The organism is Acidobacteriota bacterium (assembly GCA_016716435.1).
Lineage (GTDB): Bacteria > Acidobacteriota > Blastocatellia > Pyrinomonadales > Pyrinomonadaceae > OLB17.
In genome coordinates this window covers 351426-370594 of record JADJWI010000008.1, presented here as the reverse complement: position 1 = coordinate 370594, position 19169 = coordinate 351426, and the positions used below count along the sequence as shown (strand labels likewise).

The 19169-nt window shown below is 54.9% G+C and carries 19 protein-coding genes and 1 tRNA gene; 14 read left to right on the top strand and 6 right to left on the bottom strand.

Features of this window, described 5'->3' with window-relative positions:
- Positions 1-5: 5 nt before the first annotated feature.
- From rplM to IPM21_13650, 7 genes are all read left to right on the top strand, one after another.
- Positions 6-449 (top strand): 50S ribosomal protein L13, encoded by a 444-nt coding sequence (gene rplM, locus IPM21_13680; GenBank protein ID MBK9164927.1) that lies wholly within the window; start codon positions 6-8, stop codon positions 447-449.
- A 9-nt stretch (positions 450-458) separates the two neighbouring features.
- Positions 459-851: a 30S ribosomal protein S9 gene (rpsI, locus tag IPM21_13675; protein MBK9164926.1), complete on the top strand. Its 393-nt coding sequence runs from the start codon at positions 459-461 to the stop codon at positions 849-851.
- Positions 852-1012: 161 nt separating this feature from the next.
- The gene (rpsB, locus tag IPM21_13670) at positions 1013-1984 is read left to right on the top strand and encodes a 30S ribosomal protein S2 (GenBank protein ID MBK9164925.1); all 972 of its coding nucleotides are present in this window, start codon (positions 1013-1015) and stop codon (positions 1982-1984) included.
- Between the two features lie 151 nt (positions 1985-2135).
- Positions 2136-2798, top strand: a complete 663-nt coding sequence (gene tsf / locus IPM21_13665; protein ID MBK9164924.1) for a translation elongation factor Ts — start codon at positions 2136-2138, stop codon at positions 2796-2798.
- 85 nt (positions 2799-2883) lie between these two features.
- Complete coding sequence (locus IPM21_13660; protein MBK9164923.1) at positions 2884-3621, top strand: UMP kinase; 738 nt, start codon at positions 2884-2886, stop codon at positions 3619-3621.
- A 14-nt stretch (positions 3622-3635) separates the two neighbouring features.
- Positions 3636-4196 (top strand): ribosome recycling factor, encoded by a 561-nt coding sequence (gene frr, locus IPM21_13655; GenBank protein MBK9164922.1) that lies wholly within the window; start codon positions 3636-3638, stop codon positions 4194-4196.
- A gap of 122 nt (positions 4197-4318) precedes the next feature.
- Complete coding sequence (locus IPM21_13650; GenBank protein MBK9164921.1) at positions 4319-7051, top strand: hypothetical protein; 2733 nt, start codon at positions 4319-4321, stop codon at positions 7049-7051.
- Positions 7052-7054: 3 nt separating this feature from the next.
- Here the strand turns inward: IPM21_13650 and IPM21_13645 are convergent, their stop codons facing one another.
- The 6 genes from IPM21_13645 to IPM21_13620 all read right to left on the bottom strand — a co-directional run bounded on the left by IPM21_13645 (position 7055) and on the right by IPM21_13620 (position 11305).
- On the bottom strand, positions 7055-7495 hold the full coding sequence (locus tag IPM21_13645) for a hypothetical protein (protein MBK9164920.1): 441 nt from the start codon (positions 7493-7495) through the stop codon (positions 7055-7057).
- Between the two features lie 40 nt (positions 7496-7535).
- Entirely contained in the window at positions 7536-9947 is a 2412-nt protein-coding gene (locus IPM21_13640) for a UvrD-helicase domain-containing protein (GenBank protein MBK9164919.1), read from the bottom strand.
- A 28-nt stretch (positions 9948-9975) separates the two neighbouring features.
- Positions 9976-10518, bottom strand: coding sequence for an isochorismatase family protein (locus IPM21_13635; GenBank protein ID MBK9164918.1), 543 nt, complete (start codon positions 10516-10518; stop codon positions 9976-9978).
- Complete coding sequence (locus IPM21_13630; GenBank protein ID MBK9164917.1) at positions 10508-10711, bottom strand: hypothetical protein; 204 nt, start codon at positions 10709-10711, stop codon at positions 10508-10510. Before IPM21_13630 ends, IPM21_13635 begins: the two co-directional genes overlap by 11 nt.
- Before the next feature lie 65 nt (positions 10712-10776).
- On the bottom strand, positions 10777-11223 hold the full coding sequence (locus IPM21_13625) for an acyl-CoA thioesterase (GenBank protein MBK9164916.1): 447 nt from the start codon (positions 11221-11223) through the stop codon (positions 10777-10779).
- A gap of 8 nt (positions 11224-11231) precedes the next feature.
- A tRNA-Gln gene (locus tag IPM21_13620) sits at positions 11232-11305 on the bottom strand.
- A 105-nt stretch (positions 11306-11410) separates the two neighbouring features.
- Between IPM21_13620 and smpB the strand changes: the two genes are divergently transcribed.
- The 7 genes from smpB to IPM21_13585 all read left to right on the top strand — a co-directional run bounded on the left by smpB (position 11411) and on the right by IPM21_13585 (position 19168).
- A complete protein-coding gene (smpB, locus tag IPM21_13615) occupies positions 11411-11863 on the top strand; it encodes an SsrA-binding protein SmpB (protein ID MBK9164915.1) in 453 nt (150 codons plus the stop codon).
- 59 nt (positions 11864-11922) lie between these two features.
- The gene (locus tag IPM21_13610; protein MBK9164914.1) at positions 11923-13419 is read left to right on the top strand and encodes a leucyl aminopeptidase; all 1497 of its coding nucleotides are present in this window, start codon (positions 11923-11925) and stop codon (positions 13417-13419) included.
- Positions 13420-13580: 161 nt separating this feature from the next.
- Positions 13581-14459: a hypothetical protein gene (locus tag IPM21_13605; protein MBK9164913.1), complete on the top strand. Its 879-nt coding sequence runs from the start codon at positions 13581-13583 to the stop codon at positions 14457-14459.
- Positions 14460-14486: 27 nt separating this feature from the next.
- The gene (locus tag IPM21_13600; protein ID MBK9164912.1) at positions 14487-15062 is read left to right on the top strand and encodes a hypothetical protein; all 576 of its coding nucleotides are present in this window, start codon (positions 14487-14489) and stop codon (positions 15060-15062) included.
- Between the two features lie 117 nt (positions 15063-15179).
- Positions 15180-16340 (top strand): ADP-forming succinate--CoA ligase subunit beta, encoded by a 1161-nt coding sequence (gene sucC, locus IPM21_13595; protein ID MBK9164911.1) that lies wholly within the window; start codon positions 15180-15182, stop codon positions 16338-16340.
- A gap of 112 nt (positions 16341-16452) precedes the next feature.
- Positions 16453-16644, top strand: coding sequence for a DUF433 domain-containing protein (locus tag IPM21_13590; protein ID MBK9164910.1), 192 nt, complete (start codon positions 16453-16455; stop codon positions 16642-16644).
- A 121-nt stretch (positions 16645-16765) separates the two neighbouring features.
- Positions 16766-19168: a carboxypeptidase regulatory-like domain-containing protein gene (locus IPM21_13585; protein MBK9164909.1), complete on the top strand. Its 2403-nt coding sequence runs from the start codon at positions 16766-16768 to the stop codon at positions 19166-19168.
- Position 19169: the final 1 nt, after the last annotated feature.

Below are 19169 nucleotides of genomic sequence, written 5' to 3'. Positions count from 1 at the left end.
CTGTTATGAGTACATATTTTCCTAGCGGAAAGGGTTTGGCTGAGTCCAAGAAGTGGTTCGTTGTAGATGCCAGCGGTAAGACCGTCGGCCGTCTCGCGACCGAAGTGGCTCGCATCCTCTCCGGCAAGAACAATCCGGCATACACGCCGTTCATGGATATGGGCGACCACGTTATTGTGGTCAATGCCCGCAAAGCCGTTTTCAAGGGCTCCAAGAACGATCAGAAATTGTATCGCCACCACACGCTTTATCCGGGCGGTCTCCGCGAGGTTGCCGTTAAGGATATGTTTGAGCAGAAGCCCGAGCGGATCATCGAGCTTGCCGTCAGAGGCATGCTGCCGAAGACCAAGCTAGGCAAGGCAATGGCAAAGAAATTAAAGGTTTACGCGGATGCCGATCATCGCCATACCGCCCAGAAGCCTGAAGCGATCACCATCGAGACGAAATAGTAAAAGGATATGGCAGACATTCAGTATTACGGCACCGGCCGCCGCAAAACCTCGACCGCACGTGTTTACCTTCGCCCCGGTTCGGGCGCGATCAAGGTCAACCATCGCGATTTTGAGAGCTATTTTCCGAATGAGGCGTTGCGGATGATCATCCGCCAGCCGCTCAGCCTTACCGATACGCTCGGTAAATTCGACATTCTCGTAAACGTCGATGGCGGCGGACAGTCCGGCCAGGCCGGAGCGGTTCGCCACGGCATCACGCGTGCACTCATGGAATTTAATGCCGACCTTCGCCCGTCGCTTAAGAAAGCGGGCCTCGTAACCCGCGACCCGCGGCAGAAGGAACGCAAAAAGTACGGACAGAAGGGAGCCCGCAAGCGGTTCCAGTTCTCGAAGCGTTAATTTCGTTAATCGTGAATCGTAAATCGTCAATAGTTGCAGAAAGCCTGCTTAACCTATTCACGATTTACGATTCACGATCAACTAATCCATCGCCGGAACTCCTTGGTTTATCAAAAAGTTTCCGGCGAGTACAAAAACCAGAAGTTTAGGAGATATAAGTTTTGGCTACAGTAACGATGAAAGAACTCCTCGAAGCAGGGGTTCACTTTGGTCACCAGGTCCGCCGTTGGAACCCGAAGATGAAAGAATACATCTTTGGCGAACGCAACGGCATTTATATTATTGACCTTCAGAAAACGCAGAAGCTCTTCCGCGATGCCCTGACCTTTGTGCAGGAGTCGGTCGCGGAACGCCCGAAGCAGAAGGTGCTTTTTGTCGGAACTAAGCGACAGGCACAGGACGCCATCCGCGAAGAAGCCGAACGTTGCGAACAGTTTTATGTCAATAATCGTTGGCTTGGCGGCCTCCTGACCAACTTTCAGACGGTCCAAAAGTCGATCCAGAAGCTCAAAGAAATCGAGGCCATGCGTGAGGACGGCCGCTTTGAGATGCTCACAAAGAAAGAGCGTCTCAAGCTTGACCGCGAGCACGAAGGCCTGATGAAGAACCTCGCCGGCATCAAGGACATGAACGGCCTTCCGGACATGCTCTTTATCATCGACGTCCGCAAGGAAGATATTGCGGTCAAAGAGGCGAACCGGCTCGGAATTCCGATCGTCGCCGTCGTTGACACGAATTGCTCGCCCGAGGGTATCGACCATGTCATCCCAGGCAACGACGACGCTCTTCGTGCGATTCGCCTTTTCGCTTCACGGGTCGCCGACGCGATCATGGAAGGTCGGCAGATCGGTACCGAAGGCGGCGTTGTCGCTTCGCAGCCCGAGGCTGAAGAAGCCGATGAGGCGACCGGCGATACCACTGGTATTGACATCGCGGCGACGCTCGCTAAGGCCGGGCTTGCCGATCCGGATGACGACGACACGGCAGTAATAGAAGAAGAGGAAGCTGAAGATGCGGTCGCTGAGACACCGGGGGAAGAGGCTGAAACGGAAGCTGTTGCTGAGGCACCGGCGGAACAGGCTGAGACGGCCGAGCCCGCTAGCGAGGAAACGAAAGACGCCGTAGCAAGCTAAGAAGACTTACACTTTTTATCAAGCGTGGCCGTCTCCTCTTTTGAGAAAGTTGGCTACGCTTTTTTCCTGAAGTTCGGCGCGATACTTCGCACCGTGCAATTTTAACTAGACCGGCGGAGAAAATATCCGCCAAAAGCATTGGAGTTTAATAATGGCAGAGATCACAGCAAGTGCAGTCAAGGAACTGCGTGAAAAGACCGGAGCAGGCATGATCGATTGCAAGAACGCACTCGTCGAAGCAAATGGCGACGGAGTGGCGGCGATCGAGATCTTGCGTAAAAAAGGCGTCGCGACCGCTGGGAAAAAGGCCGGCCGCGTAACGGCTGAAGGCGTTGTCGGTTCGTACATCCACATGGGCGGTAAGGTCGGCGTTATGGTCGAGGTCAATTGCGAAAGCGACTTCGTGGCCCGCGGCGACGAATTTCAGCAGCTCGTCAAGGACGTTGCAATGCACATTGCGGCTTCGGACCCGCGCTACGTCAATCGCAGCGAGGTCCCGACGGAAGATCTCGATAAGGAACGAGAGATCCTCCGCGAGCAGCTCAAGAACGACCCGAAGAACGCCAGCAAGCCCGACGAAGTACTCGACAAGATCATCGAAGGCCGGCTCAACAAGTTCTTTGAGGAATCGGTGCTTGTCGATCAGCCGTTCGTAAAGGACCCTTCGAAGACGATCGGCGAACTCGTTACCGAGAAGATCGCCTCGATCAAAGAGAACATCACCATCCGACGGTTCACCCGTTACAAGATGGGCGAAGGTATCGAGAAGAAACAGGACGACTTTGCCGCTGAAGTAGCGTCAATGGTCGGCTAAGAGTACCCGAGTTGCCGAGTTTCAGAGTTGCGGAGAACTTATCTGCTTACTCTGAAACTCGGAAACTCTATAACTCTGCAACTATATGAAGCCCGTTTTCAACCGCATTCTCCTCAAGCTCTCCGGCGAGGCCCTGATGGGCTCCGAGACCTACGGTATTGATACCAAGATCGCCGAGCAGGTCGCCCGCGAGATCAAAGCGGTGCACGAACTCGGCGTCGAGGTTGCGATCGTCGTCGGTGGGGGAAATATCTTCCGCGGCGTTTCGAAATCGGCTGGGAACATGGACCGGGCGGCGGCCGACTACATCGGGATGCTCGCCACGGTGATGAACGCGGTCGTTCTTCAAGACGCTCTCGAAAAGCTAAATGTTTACACGCGGGCGATGTCGGCGATCGATATTCCGCAGTTGGCCGAGCCGTTCATTCGCCGGCGAGCAGTGCGGCATCTTGAGAAAAAAAGGGTCGTCATCCTCGCCGCCGGCACCGGGAATCCTTATTTTACGACCGATTCTGCGGCGGCTCTTCGTGCCTGCGAACTCGGCGTTGATGTCATTTTTAAGGCGACCAAGGTCGATGGGATCTACTCCGCCGACCCAAAGATTTTCCTCGAGGCTGAAAAGTACGACCGGATAACCTATCAGGAGGTCCTCGAAAAAAGACTCAAGGTAATGGACGCCTCGGCGATCTCGCTTTGCATGGACAACAACCTCCCAATAATGGTCTTTAACATGACCCAACCGGGCAATATCATCAAAGCGGTCGGCGGCGACCTTACGGTCGGGACGCTCGTTACCAACGAGCATGAAACCGCCGCAGCCTGAATTAAAAGAGAATTATGAGTGTTGACAATGTTTTGAAAGAGACCGGACCGAAGATGGAAGCCGTCATCGAAGACTTCAAGCGCAAACTTGCCAACGTTCGGACCGGACGTGCGACCGTCGGCCTGCTTGATGCGGTAATTGTCGATTATTACGGCTCTCCGACGCCCTTGAACCAGATGGCATCGGTCGCCGTGCCTGAGGCTCAACTCCTTACGGTGCAGCCGTGGGACATCTCGCAGCTTGGAGCGGTCGAGAAAGCGATCATCGCCGCGAACCTCGGGTTCAACCCGTCGAATGACGGTAAGGTGATCCGCCTTCCGATCCCGGCACTTAATGAGGAACGCCGCAAACAGCTCGCAAAGCAGGTCGGCGAGATCGCCGAGGAGCATCGCGTCGCCGTCCGTAATGTTCGCCACCATTCAAATGACGTGCTCAAGAAGATGCTGAAGGACAAAGAGATCTCTGAGGACGATGAGCGTTCCGGCCTCGACGAGGTCCAAAAGCTGACAAACAAGACCATCGCCACGATCGATGAGCTCGCCAAGAACAAAGAAGTTGAGATCATGAGCGTTTAGCTTGTTCTCTGTGATTGCTCGAATGGCCCCGTGAGGAAACTCGCGGGGCCTTTATTTTTCGCTAGAGACCGATTTCGGTTATAGTGTAAGCCGTCACTGCACTTCGCTAACTGACAATTGCTATGAATCGAATTATCCGGCTTGCGGCCTGCCTGGGGTTGATCCTCAGCTTTTTCATCAGTGTCATTCCCTGCGGTCCGGGATATGTTACCCCGCTCTTTGATGTGCGGAAAACACCCGAGTTCCCTTACCGCGATTTCGCCGCCGGCAATCTCGGCATCGTAAAACCAACCTTTACCCGTTCGGTGCTCTTCGTCGCATATCGCCACCTTAACAACTTTGGCTTCACCCCATCGGAGCAGGAGGCCCTGATGTCGCAGTGGAGGGCCGAGTTCCGCAATATGGGACCGGAGGATGCCGACAGCTTTGAGGCGATCAAGACGTGGATCGAGGCCCGAAAGGCCGTTGTGGACAAAGATGAAAAGCCCCCGCGTATCTATGCCGAACGGGATTCGGGCGGCTACGACTTCTTCCCGAATTGTGCCGTAAATGCCTTTGAAACCGCCACCGAAACACTTAAGGATCGCGTTGCAAGCCACGGTTCGGAAGACCGGAATGTAAAGGAATGGCTCGCCGGCCAAGATGCCGTTTTTTCGAATTGCTCGAGCGGTGCCGTCTCGCCCTCCCCGGTCGATGCCTCAATGCCGGAGTGGCTTCAGAAAGACCGCGAATATCAACTCGCCGCAGCCGCGTTCTATTCGATGAAGTACGACGATGCTAAGCAACGATTCGCCAAGATCGCCCTTGACTTCCAAAGCCCGTGGCAAGAGACCGCCGATTACCTCGTCGCCCGCACCCTGATCCGGCAATCGAGCCTTGGAAAGGCCGCCGCTCGCTCTCAAAGTTATCTGCAAGAGGCCGAAGAGCATCTCCTCCGCTTCGCCTCCGTCAGCGGAAAGTTCTCGGATTCTTCTGAGAAAATGCTCGGCCTCGTAAAATACCGCCTTCACCCCGAAGAACGCGTCCGCGAACTCGCACAGAAGCTTTCGTCGATTGGCGGAAATCCGAATCTCCGGCAAGACCTGATCGATTTCCGCTGGCTGATGGACAAATTCGAGCGGCAGGCACGCGATTCCGCAGATATTCGCGACCTTGAGCGGACACTTGGTGAAAAAGGCCTCCTTGCCGTTTCCGACGAACAGCTCGAAAAGCTGCCTTATGACGACCAAGCGCTCGTCCGCCGTTACCGCGAGCTCCGAGACCCCGGCAGCGAACGTCGGGTCGAAGAAGAACCATCCGATCCCGGAATGCTCGCGATCCGGGTATATGCCGAAGACTTCAGCACGAACTGGAAGTTTAGCGTGCCATTAGAAGCTACCGACGAAGAGGTGCTCGAATCGGCCCGAGTCGCGATCGGCGAAGCCTTTAATGAAAAGCTCGCCGCCCGTGTCCTTGATGCAAAGCAGATCGCGTATTCCGACCGCTTCCCGTCAACCGGTGGGAGCGATTACGAAGGCGGATACTGGGGCGACCGCGAACGTTCGCTCGATATCCTGCCCGAGTTTCTCCGTGCGGACGAGCTGACCGATTGGATTTTTAACTACCAGATTTCCGGCGACGAGGCCTATCTCTACTCGCTCGAACGCTTCAAGGCGACCTCTGCCGAGCACTGGCTGATGGCCGCTATCACCAAGGCCGGAAAGTCCTCGCGTGACGTAGGGATACTGCTCGATGCCGCCGCTCGCGTGCCGCAGAGCTCGTTGGCGTATCCGACGGTAGCTTACAACCGGGCACGGCTTGAAACGGAGCTTGGCAGAAACAGCGAAGCGGTCAAGACCCTTGATGCTGCTCTCGCCGCCTCGGCGACCTTCCCGGTCTCGACTGTGAACCAGTTCATGGAGATGCGTCAGCGGTTCGCGACGGACGCTGACAGCTATTTCCGGTTCGCCGCCCGCCGGGCCTACGGTTTCGACTTTAGCGGCTCGCTCGGCACTGTCGAAGAGATCATCGAAGAGCAAAAGAAATGGTACGACCCGGAATATAACAAAGATGGCCGAGAGGCGTATGAGCGTGAGATCGAAGAACGGTACCGCGAGGAACGGCAGTGGCAAAACCGGGTGATGTTCGATTCGCGAACGACGATGGCGATGAACTACTATTTCCCGACCGCCGGGTTGCTTTCGGCGTCGCGGTCGCCCGCCTTGCCGGACTATCTCAGGGCTCGGTTCGCTGTCGCCGTTTGGACGCGGGCTGCCCTCCTGGATGACCAAAGGACGATGGCCGAGGTTTCAGGAATGGTCGCTCAATACCACCCGGAACTTGCTGAAGGATTGAGGTTCATCGACCTGGCCGCAACGCCGGCCGCCAAGAGAAATGCCGCTCTTTACTTCCTTGTCCGGAACCCGATCATGACCCCGTTCATTGAGGACGGCTTCGGGAAGACCGATAATGATCCCGATGTTTGGGACATTAACGATTGGTGGTGTGAGCAATACGACGAGACCTACGACGAAGATACCTCTCAGATGGTTCCACTCAGTTCGTTGCCGAGGCCGGCGTTCATTTCCGAGGCAGATGCGAAACAAGCACTGGCCGAACGCGAAAAACTAAAAGCGATCGGCGACGCTCCTAAGTACCTCGGCCGGCAGGTCCTCGCCTGGGCCGCAAGGACACCGAACGACCGTCGCCTTCCCGAGGCACTTTACCGAATGTACACGGCAAACGGATGGTCGAAATACGGCTGCGGCAATGATATGGACGTAAGAAATGAAATAGCGACGCTTATGAAGCGCCGCTATCCGCGAGACGAGTGGACAATGAAGCTGATCGCCGACGAAGCCGCCGAAAACCAATAGCGGTTATTGCTGCGGTTCCTTTTGTTGTTGCTCGGCCTTAAATTTCTCCAGGTTCCTCATCATTTCCTGGCAGTTCCGGGTCATTTGTTCCTTATCGGTATTGTTCTGCTCGATGTTTTTGCGGAACTCTTCCTTTATCCGGTTCAGAACCGTTGCCTTGATAGCCTTGGTGAATACATCGTCATCCGGGTTATTGGCCTCGGCTTCAATGAACGCCAGCACAGCGTCGCATTCCGGAATGCCGCTCGTCTGATTGCCAACCGCGACATCCACGGCACGGTCCGCAACTGTCTTGTCGTTATTGGGGGCTTGCGAACCCCGGTTCGTTGAGGGGCCGCTTTCCGGAGCCTCCGAGCTCGAGAAGGGATTCGAGCCGCACATACACCCGAGCACCATCAGGAGAAGAAATCCGCCGACTGTTATCATTGCAAATTTGTTTTTCATTTCTCTTTATGGGTTGGGAGAGATTATTTCGTGAAAAAGCCTAATTCTCGATCTGTAGATTAGCGTATTTTTCGATCAGCTTCTTCTGGCCAAAACCGGGAAAGCTGACCGTAAGTTTAACATTATCGCCCGTGCCTTCTCTTCTTAAGACCAAGCCGCGGCCGTATTTTTCGTGCCGGACGTGGCTGCCGGGAACAAGTCCCTTGCTCAGCCCTGCCGTTTTCTTGCTCTGACCGGCGTTATAGGCCTTGAGCTTATCGAGTCCGCTATTCGTCGGGCTCGCCTCGCCCGGAGCCGGCTTTTCGGGAGCGGCGTCGCCTTCGGGTTTGAGGCCGCGTTTACTGAAAAACTCAGCGATCGCTTCCGTGCTGTTGTACGTTTTTCCGGTATAGAGGTTCCCCGTTCTTTTCGCCGGTGCACTCGCCGCGGCATAAACTTTCGGCTCGGCCCTTCGGCTGCCGCCCTGCGAATACGATAGCCACGAAGGCCCGTGGGAAAGATCTTCGACCAATTCGATCGGTATCTCGTTCAGGAATTGCGAGGGCTCGGCGGCCATCTCTTCGCCATAAACACGCCGCCGCATCGCGTGGGTAATGTAAAGCGTTCTCTCAGCCCTCGTTATCGCCACATAGGCTAGCCGCCGCTCTTCCTCAAGCTCCTGCGGGTCGTTCAGGCTACGAGAGTGCGGAAAAATGCCATCCTCAAGCCCGACGAGAAAAACCACCGGAAACTCGAGCCCCTTTGCCGAGTGAACGGTCATCAGTGTGACCGGCACATTGCGATCAAATTTGTCGGTGTCGGAGGTCAACGCAGCATGGTCGATGAAGTCTCTCAGTCCCGTTTCAGAGCCCGAATCGTATTCCGCCGCGGCGTTTACGAGTTCCTCAAGGTTCTCGAGTCGCGATTCCGCCTCGTCCGAGTTCTCGCTTCGCAGCATGAAGGAATAGCCTGTGTCATCGATCGCGGCGATAACGGAACCAGTGACCGCACGAGCCTCATCCGCCGGATTTGCCACGCTTTCGCGAAGCCCGTCGATTATCTTTTTGAATGACCGAAGTGCGTCTTTCGCCCGGTTTGTGAGGTTGACCGGCTCTGCCCCTGCCTTATCTGTGACAAGCTCGATAGCTTCCCAAAGCGACCGCCCCGAAGATCTCGCGACCGCGGTCAGTTCATCAATCGTTGTTTTCCCGATGCCGCGGGTCGGCGTATTTATAACGCGAAGCAGGGCGATGTCGTCCGAAGGATTTAACGCCAACTTGAGGTAAGCAACAATGTCCTTGACCTCCTGCCGCTCATAGAACGAGAAACCGCCGACGATGTTGTAGGTGATGCGCATCCGCCGCAGCGATTCCTCAAAGACGCGCGACTGAGCGTTCGTCCGGTATAGTACGGCGACCTTTGTATCCGGATCTTCGAGAAGATGTTCTTCCGTTTTCCGTGTGACGAAGCGTGCCTCGCCGTCGGCATCCATCGCCTGAAAATACATGATCTTGCCGCCCGAACGATTCTCGGTCCAGAGCTTCTTCTTTTTCTGGTTGATGTTGTTCGCGATTATGGCGTCGGCGGCGTTCAGGATGTTCTGCGTCGAGCGATAATTCTGCTCAAGCAAGATCACCTTCGCATCGGGATAGTGCTGCTCAAATTCAAGAATATTGCGGATGTCCGCCTGCCGAAAACCATAAATGCTCTGGGCATCATCGCCGACAACGCAGATGTTCTGTTGAGCTTCGGTCAGGTATCTGATCAGCGAGAGCTGCAGCGGATTCGTGTCCTGATATTCATCGACCAGGATGTATTTGTACCGTTGGTTGTATCTCTCGCGCACCTCGGGCGATTTCCGCAGCAGCCGCACGGTCTTGATGAGCAGGTCGTCGAAGTCAAGGGCGTTTGCCGTCCGCAGCCGCTCTTCGTACATCCGAAAGACCTTCGCCGTCGCCGCCCGCTTTTCGTCCGTGTGCTCGACCCGCGAGGCAAACATCTCGTGGTCCTCGCCGCGATTCTTGGCGGTGCTAATTGCTCCTCGGATCATCCGGGGGGCAAACTGCTTCTCATCTAGGCCGAGGTCCTTGATGCAGGCCTTTATCACCTTCTGCGAGTCATCGGTGTCATAGATGGTAAACGACTTTGTGTAGCCTTCGCCGAGCGCCTCGATGTCGCGGCGGAGTATCCGCACGCAAAGGCTGTGAAAGGTCGAAATAAGAGGACGAGAATCGAGCTTTTTTTCTTTTAGAAGTTCGAGAACGCGTTCGCGCATCTCGCCCGCGGCCTTGTTCGTAAACGTGACCGCGAGGATACTGTGCGGCAAAACCCCTTTTTCAGCAATCAGATACGCGATCCTTACGGTGATGACGCGGGTCTTGCCCGATCCGGCTCCGGCAAGCACAAGCAAAGGACCTTCGGTCGCGCGAACGGCCTCGGCCTGCTGTGGGTTAAGACTTGATAATAATTCCATTGATGATCGCCGTGCCGGGAAAAAGTGTCTATTTGATGATCGATTGCACGGCCTTAAATGCTGCGTCACGCGAATCGCCAAGCATCTCGAAAAGCACCATTTCGACCGACGACGAAGTGGCTCCCGCCTCAAGTATCCTCGCAAGGGCAGCCTGCCGGTCATGCTCAAAACGCGACGCGACGGAATCGCAAAGAAGATGTACGTCGTAACCGTTCTTAATGAGATCGAGAGCGGTCTGCAGCACGCAGATGTGTGTTTCTATCCCGCAAAGAGCGACCGTTTTTATCCCGTTTTGCTCGAGATGGGTCCGAAATCCCGCTTCCGCCCAAGCTGAAAAAGCAGATTTCTCAACGAACGGCACCTCTTCGCCGATCAAGAAAAGTACTTCTTCGACCGTTCTTCCGAGGCCCGCCGGATACTGTTCGGTAACGATGATTTGCGAGCCGAGAGCATCGAACGCACGGGCCGCAATCGATATCCGCGACGCGATCAGCGAAAGGTCAGGAATCACAGAGCGAAACGCTTCTTGCACGTCCACTATGACGAGGGCCGTTTTTGTTCTATCCAGCATCTGCCTCCATTTTTGCCGTTTCGTCAGCGGCTTTTTGCTTTTCCGCGGCCTTTGCGGCGTCGCGTTTTGCCCGGTCCCGCATCTCTTTCTTGTACGTTTTGAAGAAAGCCCAAACGGCCACGACGCAGATGATCAGGATCAGGGCCATCATCGCGACGATGAAGTAAATTTCAGCAGTTGCGGCACCGGGCATACCTAAAGTTTAGGTTGCCGCCAGATGCGATTCAAGTTTGGCTTTTCGTTTGCAGAAAGCGTACATCAACTCGGCGGCAGTTCGGGAGGAACGGGCTCGCCGAGCCTGTCGCCAATAAGCAGCATTCGGTAGATCTCGGGCAAAACTCTAACTCTCTTATTCTCGTCCGTAACGAGATGATGGGTCTCGCCCTCGGCGACCAGGGTTGAATCAGCGGCACGAAAGACCTCGTAAATAAAACGCACCGATCGGCTTCGCACTTCGGCGACGCGCGTCCGTATGGTCAATAGATCTTCGTAGAATGCGGGAGATTTATAACGGACGTAGCTCTCGGCAACGACCATCAGAGCGTTGCCCTCTTCTTCCATTGCCTTGTAAGAGAAACCCTTTGAGCGGCAAAGGTCGCTTCGCCCCTGCTCAAACCAGATAAGGTAATTGGAGTGATGGACAATGCCCATCTGATCCGTCTCGGCATACCGCACCCGTAACTCGGTTTCGTGCCAGACGTCCATAAAAAAATTGGCTGGGAGACAGGGATTCGAACCCCGATAGGCAGATCCAGAGACTGCAGTCCTACCATTAGACGATCTCCCAGCGTTACACCTAATTTAAATAGCCTAACCGCCCGTTGTCAAACCGGCCTTATCTCATTTCAGTTTGATTGCCTTCGCTAGTTGATGCAGTATAAAGGTTTACGCCGTGGATAAAGAGATACTTACAAACAGGCAGGCCTTCCACGAATTTCATATCCTCGACCGGTATGAGGCCGGAGCTGCGCTCGTCGGGACCGAGGTAAAATCGATCATGGCCGGCCGCATTCAGCTCAAGGATTCATACGTTACCATCAAGGACGACGAGGTCTGGCTCCTGAATGCGCATATCTCGCCGTACTCACACGGCAACAAGCAAAATCACGAACCGCTGAGGCATCGCAAGCTGCTGCTCCATCGCAAAGAGATCGAAAAGCTCGAAAAGGAAACAACTCAGAAGGGAATGACTTTGGTCGTTACAGCCATTTATTGGAAAAATGGGCGTATCAAGTTCGAGATCGGGGTCGCCAAGGGCAAAAAACTCTATGACAAACGCGAAACTGAGATGAAGAAGACGATAGACCGCGAAACGCGTCAACAGTTGAAAGAAAGTTTGAGATAAGTTATAGATATTACAAGTATTTCTGGCTACATAAAACAAGTTTATAATTGAGGAAACGAATGGAATTTCAAGGTATCGGGACTAAATTTGCGTCGGCTTCGGTCGATGCTCTCGCCGTTGCTGTCTTTAAGGACGACAAGGCCACTGACGGAGTTCTTAAAGAACTCGACGACATAACAGGCGGACAGGTCGCCGACACTCTCAAGGGAAAGGAGATCAACGGTGGGAAGGGCGAGACGGCTCTGATACGGTTTTCTTCAAAGGGTGTTAAGGCTACGCGGCTGCTGCTCGTCGGGTGCGGGGAAAAGGATAAATACAAGTCCTCGTCAGTTTCGGTCGCCTCGGGAACCGCGGCACGATGCCTCCGCAAACTCAATCTCAAGTCATTTGCATTCGATGCTCGCATTGACGGCGACGCAGTTGAAACTGCTCAAAACGCCGTTCAGGGCGTTATTACAAGCCAGTTCGAGCTTGATAAATATAAGACCGTAGACAAGAACACGAAGGAACTCACGAAGTTCGTCGTTCACGTTGAAGGCGGCAAGCCGGCAGACCTAAAGAAAGGCGTCGAACGCGGCCAGGCGATCGGCGATTCGATGAACTTTGCCCGCGAGCTCGCAAACGAGCCGCCAAATGTTCTCCATCCGACCGAAATGGCCAAACGTGCCCAGGCGATGGCGAAAGAGGTTGGGCTCAAGTGCGAGGTCCTCGACGAAGCGAAAATGGAAAAGCTCGGCATGGGCTCATTTTTGAGCGTCACAAAGGGCTCCGATCAGCCTGCCAAGATGATCGTGCTTCGCTACACGCCCGCCAAAAATACCGGCAAGAAAGGCGACTTGATCGCATTCGTCGGCAAGGGCGTGACCTTTGACACGGGCGGCATCTCGCTCAAGCCCGGCGAGGGTATGGACGCGATGAAGTACGACATGTCCGGTGCCGCGACCACGATCGCAACAATGAGGGCGATCGCGCTCCTTAAGCCGACTGTTCCAGTCATCGGTGTCGTTGGAGCCGTCGAGAACATGCCGGATGGAAAAGCCTCGCGGCCGAGCGATGTGGTCACCGCAATGAACGGCAAGACCATCGAGATACTCAACACCGACGCCGAAGGCCGTTTGGTCCTCGCAGATGCCGTCGCCTATGCCGAAAAGCAAGGAGCGACCCGCATCATCGATATGGCCACCCTTACCGGAGCGGTCATCATCGCACTCGGTGGCCACAATACCGGCATCATGGGTAACGACCAGGAACTCGTCGATCAACTCGTCGACTGCGGCAAAGAAATCGGCGAAGGCTACTGGCAACTCCCGCTCGGCCCGGAATACAGCAAGGATATCAAATCGGACATCGCCGACATCAAGAACATCGGGCCCCGCGGCAAGGCCGGCACCATCATGGGAGCGGTCTTCATTCAGGAGTTCGTCGATAAGGCGAAATGGGCACACCTCGATATTGCCGGAACTGCCTGGCACGACGGCGTACGGCCGCATCAGGCGAAAGGCCCGACCGGCGTTGCGGTCAGAACGCTCCTCAAGTTTGTAGAGAAAGCTCAATAGACGCTCATCAGATCAAAGAAAAAGGCCGGCGAGAATATCTCTCCGGCCTTTTTTGCTTTTGCCGCAAACTCTACGTTATTGCGCGTCTTTAAATTCAAAGCACGGCAGAATGGTCGTTCCGAACAATTTCAGCTAGAATGAAAAGCGCCTGGTTTCCCCTGATGCCCGAAAATCGCTCAAATCTCCTCTTGGCAGCTATCCTTCTGGCCACGGTCATGGGTTGCGTTTTTCGCTCAGACCGCGAGACAATGAGCCGGCCGGAGAGCTCGGAACTTCCGGTCGCGTCCGCCTCGCCTGTCGCCACTCCACCGACGCCGGAGTCGCCGGCGAAGAAGCCGGACGCCGGTGATTTTGTCGTCGAACAACAAGATCTTTCCGTTGCACGCTTCCAGCGGCTTGACAATCAGGTGAAAACAGAAAAAATGCTTGAGAAGGCCGCAGACCGGCTGAACCAGGCACTGATTCTGCCGCACAATATTTTTATCCGAACCCGATCGTGCGGGGAACAGAACGCCTTCTACGATGCGAAGGATCGTTCGGTCACGGTTTGCTTTGAAATGATGGAGCGGTTCCTTGGCGTATTCCGGGCCGGCGGCGAGAGCGAAGAGCGTGCCTACGAAAAAATGTTTGACGCGATGCGGTTCATTTTTCTCCACGAGGTCGGACATGCTCTCATTGACGCATACAAGCTCCCTGTTGCCGGCAACGAAGAAGACGCCGCGGATCGGTTGGCTGCCTATGTCAACCTTACGGAACTCGGTGAGGATGGTGTTAAGGCAGTTTATGCCGCCTCCGATGCCTTCAACCTTGAGGCAAAGCAAACCGCGTCCGCGAAACGGAAGTTTGCCGACGAACATTTACTGAACGAGCAAAGATTTTACACTTCCCTTTGCATGATCTACGGCTCCGATGCGTCTAAACATGCAAGGATAGTTGATGCCGGTTATCTCCCGAAAGAACGAGCGGTTCGATGCCGCAATGAATACCAACGAACGGTCGAAAGCTGGCGAAGCTTACTTGAGCCTTGGCGAAAACGCTAGCGTAACGAAATTATTGCAGGAGAAAATATGAAAAACCTCATCTTGAATGCCCTTTCGGGACGAAACACGCGGTCAAACGGCTTGATCGCTCTCGCGTTTATTTCCCTCATCGTTCTCGGTTGCAACTGCAATCGGAGCTTTGACCTTGGAAATGCCGCGAACACGAGCTCCGGCGACACTGAGACCAATACCTCGAGGACGACATCGACATCGGATAGCAATGTCCCGAGCGATGCCCTCATCGAAGCGATGGTCAAGGAGACCCTTGCGGATTTTAACCTCGCCGTCACCACCGACAACTGGACCGGCATTTACGAAAAGGCATCGACAGACTTCCAATCGACGTTCACGGAAGCTCAGATGAAGAATACCTTTAAAGATTTCGTAAAGAACCGCCGTGCGGTGACCCCAATAATTTCCGAGGCACTTAGGCTCGACCCCGAATACACGCAAGCTCCTTATATCAGGAACGAGAAGGGCCTCGACATTTTGGTCGTCGACGGCAAGTTCCCGACCAAGCGTGTGCCGACGAATTTTGAGTTTGAGTACGTGAAACGCAGCGGTGACTGGAAAATGCTCAAGCTGGTAGTAAAGCTTCAGTAAACTCGTCTAAAGATGAAGCCCGGCCCGGCTTGCCGAAAAGCAGGCCGGGCCATTTCTTTTTCGGCGGCTCTCGACTACGCACGGTGACTTCGGTAAAATCTTTCTTATCAAATCGTTATGAAGATCCATGAATATCAGGGCAAAGCCCTCTTGAAGGAATACGGCGTCCCCGTCCCGCGTGGCATTGTTGCCCGCACGGCAGATGAGGCCGAAGCCGCAGCCCGCGAACTCGGCACCGATATTGTCGTCGTCAAGGCACAGATCCACGCCGGCGGCCGCGGCAAAGGCGGCGGAGTAAAGCTCGCGAAATCGCCTGAGGAAGCAAAGCAGATCGCCTCAGAGATGATCGGGATGCAGCTCGTCACGCACCAGACCGGCCCCGAGGGCCGCGAGGTCAAAACGCTCCTGATCGAAGAAGGCTTGCCGATCGATAAGGAGTTCTACCTCGGCATCACGCTCGACCGCGTCTCGGGCCGCAACACATTCATGGCCTCGTCCGAGGGCGGGATGGACATCGAAAAGGTCGCCGAAGAAACGCCCGAGCTGATCCTGAAAGAGACCATTGACCCATCGGTCGGCATGCGTCCGTTTCAGGCACGCAAGCTCGCCTTTGGCCTCGGCATTCCGGCCGAGCTCGTCAATCAGGCCGCCAAGTTCATGCTCTCGCTTTACGATGCGTTCGAAAAAATGGACGCCTCGATCGTTGAGATCAATCCGTTCCTGCTCACCAAGGACAATCGCCTGATCGCTCTCGACGCCAAGGTGAACTTTGACGATAACGCGATGTTTCGTCACAAAGATTACGCGGACCTCCGCGACTTGAACGAAGAAGAACCGCTTGAGATCGAGGCCTCGAAATTTGACCTCAACTACATCAAGCTCGACGGCAACATCGGCTGTATGGTCAACGGTGCCGGACTCGCAATGGCGACGATGGATATCATCAAACTCGCCGGCGGCGAACCCGCGAACTTTCTTGACGTAGGCGGCGGTGCCTCGCAGGAACGCGTCGAACAGGCGTTCAAGATCCTTCTCGCCGATGAGAACGTGAAGGCCGTACTCATCAATATCTTCGGCGGCATCGTCCGCTGTGATATGGTTGCCGCCGGTGTCGTCGCCGCGGCAAAGAACCTCGGCGTATCGATCCCGATCGTCGCCCGGCTCGAAGGCACGAACGTCGAAGCCGGCCGCGAGATCCTCGCCAACTCCGGAATCGGCATCATCCCCGCCACCGGAATGAACGACGCCGCCGATAAAGTAGTCGCCGCCGCCGCTTAAGGCAGATTGTTTCCTGTCGCATCGCAAAGCCTCACAGTGATCGTGGGAGTAAGCCCACGGTCGTCGTGAGGTTCTTATTGCATTCTTGGACGTATTCGGGCAGAGTTACGATATGACCTTGGAACGCATCACGATCTATCCCCACAAAATGAATGGTCAGCCGTGTATTCGGAACCTTCGGCTGACGGTTCGCCGCGTGGTGGAGGCCGTCGGCACATATCCTGATCGCGACGAACTCCGGCGTGAGTATCCTGAACTTGATGACGAAGATATTCGACAGGCTCTTGCTTACGCCGCTACGTAGACTACACGAAAAGTGCGCGATGAGCCACGCACTCTAACTTTCCTCAAAAGCAACCATTTCCCTTTCTCGCCTCATCTTTAGCGGTAGTTCTCGAAAAGACCCAAGAATTAAGGACAATCAAATGAAACATTTAGGGACATTTCTCCTCGCGGTATTGGTGTGCGCTAACTTGGCCGAGGCACAAAGCACAGGGCACGCCCGGATGGCCGTTTCAGCGACGGCCGCGTCGCCGCGAACGACCACATTGCCGATCCGCCGCGTAATTCTTTACTCCAACGGCGTCGCCTACATCGAACGCCGCGGCGTCGTCACGGGTAACGCCGAGGTCAACCTGTCGTTCAAACAGTCCCAGATCGACGACGTCCTGAAATCAATGGTCGTCCTCGATCTCGGCCAAGGCCGCATCGGCGCCGTCTCCTACAACTCGTCCGCCCCAGTCTCGGCACGTATGGCGGAAATACCGTTCTCCGTGACACCAACCTCGACCGATGGCAACGGTATGGCAGGAGTCCTATCTCAGCTCCAGGGAGCACGAGTTTCCGTGACCTCGGCGCGTGGAACCTTCGCCGGCTCGATTCTGACGATCGAACGAAAAACGATACGCAGTGATAAAGACACATCGACGACAAATATGCTCGTGATCGCCTCCGAAACCGGTGAACTTTCTAGCTTTGACCTAAGCGAGATCCGCGGGCTGAAACTTCTGGAAGAAGGAACCCGATCTGACGTGATGGAGTTTGCCACAGCCTCGGCATCGGCTCGGCGGCTGGACGCAAAAACGATCACGGTAACGAGCGTCGGCACCGGGCAGCGGGAAATGGTTGTGAGCTACACGATTGCCGCACCGATCTGGAAAACGACCTATAGAGTCGTTCTTGACGAAGCCGGGAAGCCATATTTTCAAGGCTGGGCAATAGTCGATAACATCAGCGAAGAAGATTGGTCCGACGTTCAAATGTCGCTTGTCTCCGGCTCTCCTATTTCTTTCATCCAAAATCTTCAGAAGCCATTTTATCGGTATCGCCCGGTCATCCCTATACCCGAAGACTTGCAGCTTCGTCCACAGGTCTACGAACCGGATGGCGGAGCAATGTCCCGATCTTCGGTAATATCCGGTGTGATCTCCGACCCGAGTGGTGCGGTCATTCCCAATGCATCCGTTTCGTTCCGAAATGAGTCCACGGGACAGACGCTTTCAACAACCTCCGACTCGTATGGGCGATTTTCTCAGTCCGGGCTTCCGCCTGGAACGTACACGATCATTGCCGATGCATCCGGATTTAACACGCTCAACGTTCGAAACACGACCCTCGGACGAAACCTGAGTCTGACTCTTGAGGTCGGGTCGATCTCCGAGACCGTGCAGGTTACGGCCAGTCAAATCGCGGATCTGCCTCTACAAGGACGTTCGCCAAACTCACTTCTCGGCCTTCAAATGGGAGCCGGAAGGGGCGATGAGAACTTCATGCAGATCGACGGTAATGCATCAGTTCCGATGGCCGCGGCCCTGACTTCGGGCCAGGCCGGGATCACTGCCGCCGCCACCGGTGATGATATTGGCGACATGTTTGAATACAAGATCGATCGCCCCGTGACGGTTCTTCGCAACCGTTCTGCGCTTATCCCGATCGTGCAAACCCAGATAGACGGCGAACGCGTAGCGATCTACAACGAAGCGGTTCGAAGAGACCGTCCATTCAGCGGTGTTCTGCTCAAAAACACTACGAATCTGACGCTCGAAGCCGGAAGCATGACGGTCATCGATGGCAACGCTTATGCTGGCGAAGCCCTGATGGAAAGACTAAAAGCGAAAGAGCAACGGCTGATCTCCTTTGCCCTCGACCTCGGCACAAACATTCGCGTGCGCCCAAAGCAGGAGCGAGAACCTGCGAGTATTGTGAAGGCAGTCAACGGCGTTTTGCAGATCCATTATTTTCAGACCGAAGAAAAGCTATATTCGATCTCAAATCTCGCTGATCGGCCAAAGGTTGTGTATGTCGAATTCCCGATCCGCTCCGGATGGGCGTTGTCCGACGACTCAGCGAAACCCGATTCTACGACCCAGAGTTTCTACCGCTTCCGCGTAGAGGTTGGCGCCATGGAAGAGAAGGAGCTAAATATTATCTTGCGTAATCCGCGTGTTGATACGTTTCAGATCGGCTCGGTAAATCGGGACCAGCTGGCCCTTTTCGTCTCCCGCCGATATATCGACGAGGCGACCCGCAGCAGGCTCGAACGGCTCATCGAGATTCGCGGCCGGGTCGCAGAACAAGATCAACGGCTTCGCTCACTTCAGTCCGAAATGAATAATATCTCCGCCGACCAAAAGCGGCTCCGCGAAAACATTGAATCCTTGGCGAAAACCGCGGAGGCAAAGCAACTGATCACTCGCTATATCGCAAAAGCGAATGAGCAGGAGACGCGGCTTGAACAGATCGAAGCCGAACGGAAAGCCGCACAGGCCGAAAAGGAACGGCTCGAACGCGAACTGGCTGTTGAGATCAAGAACTTCGAGGTGAAATAAT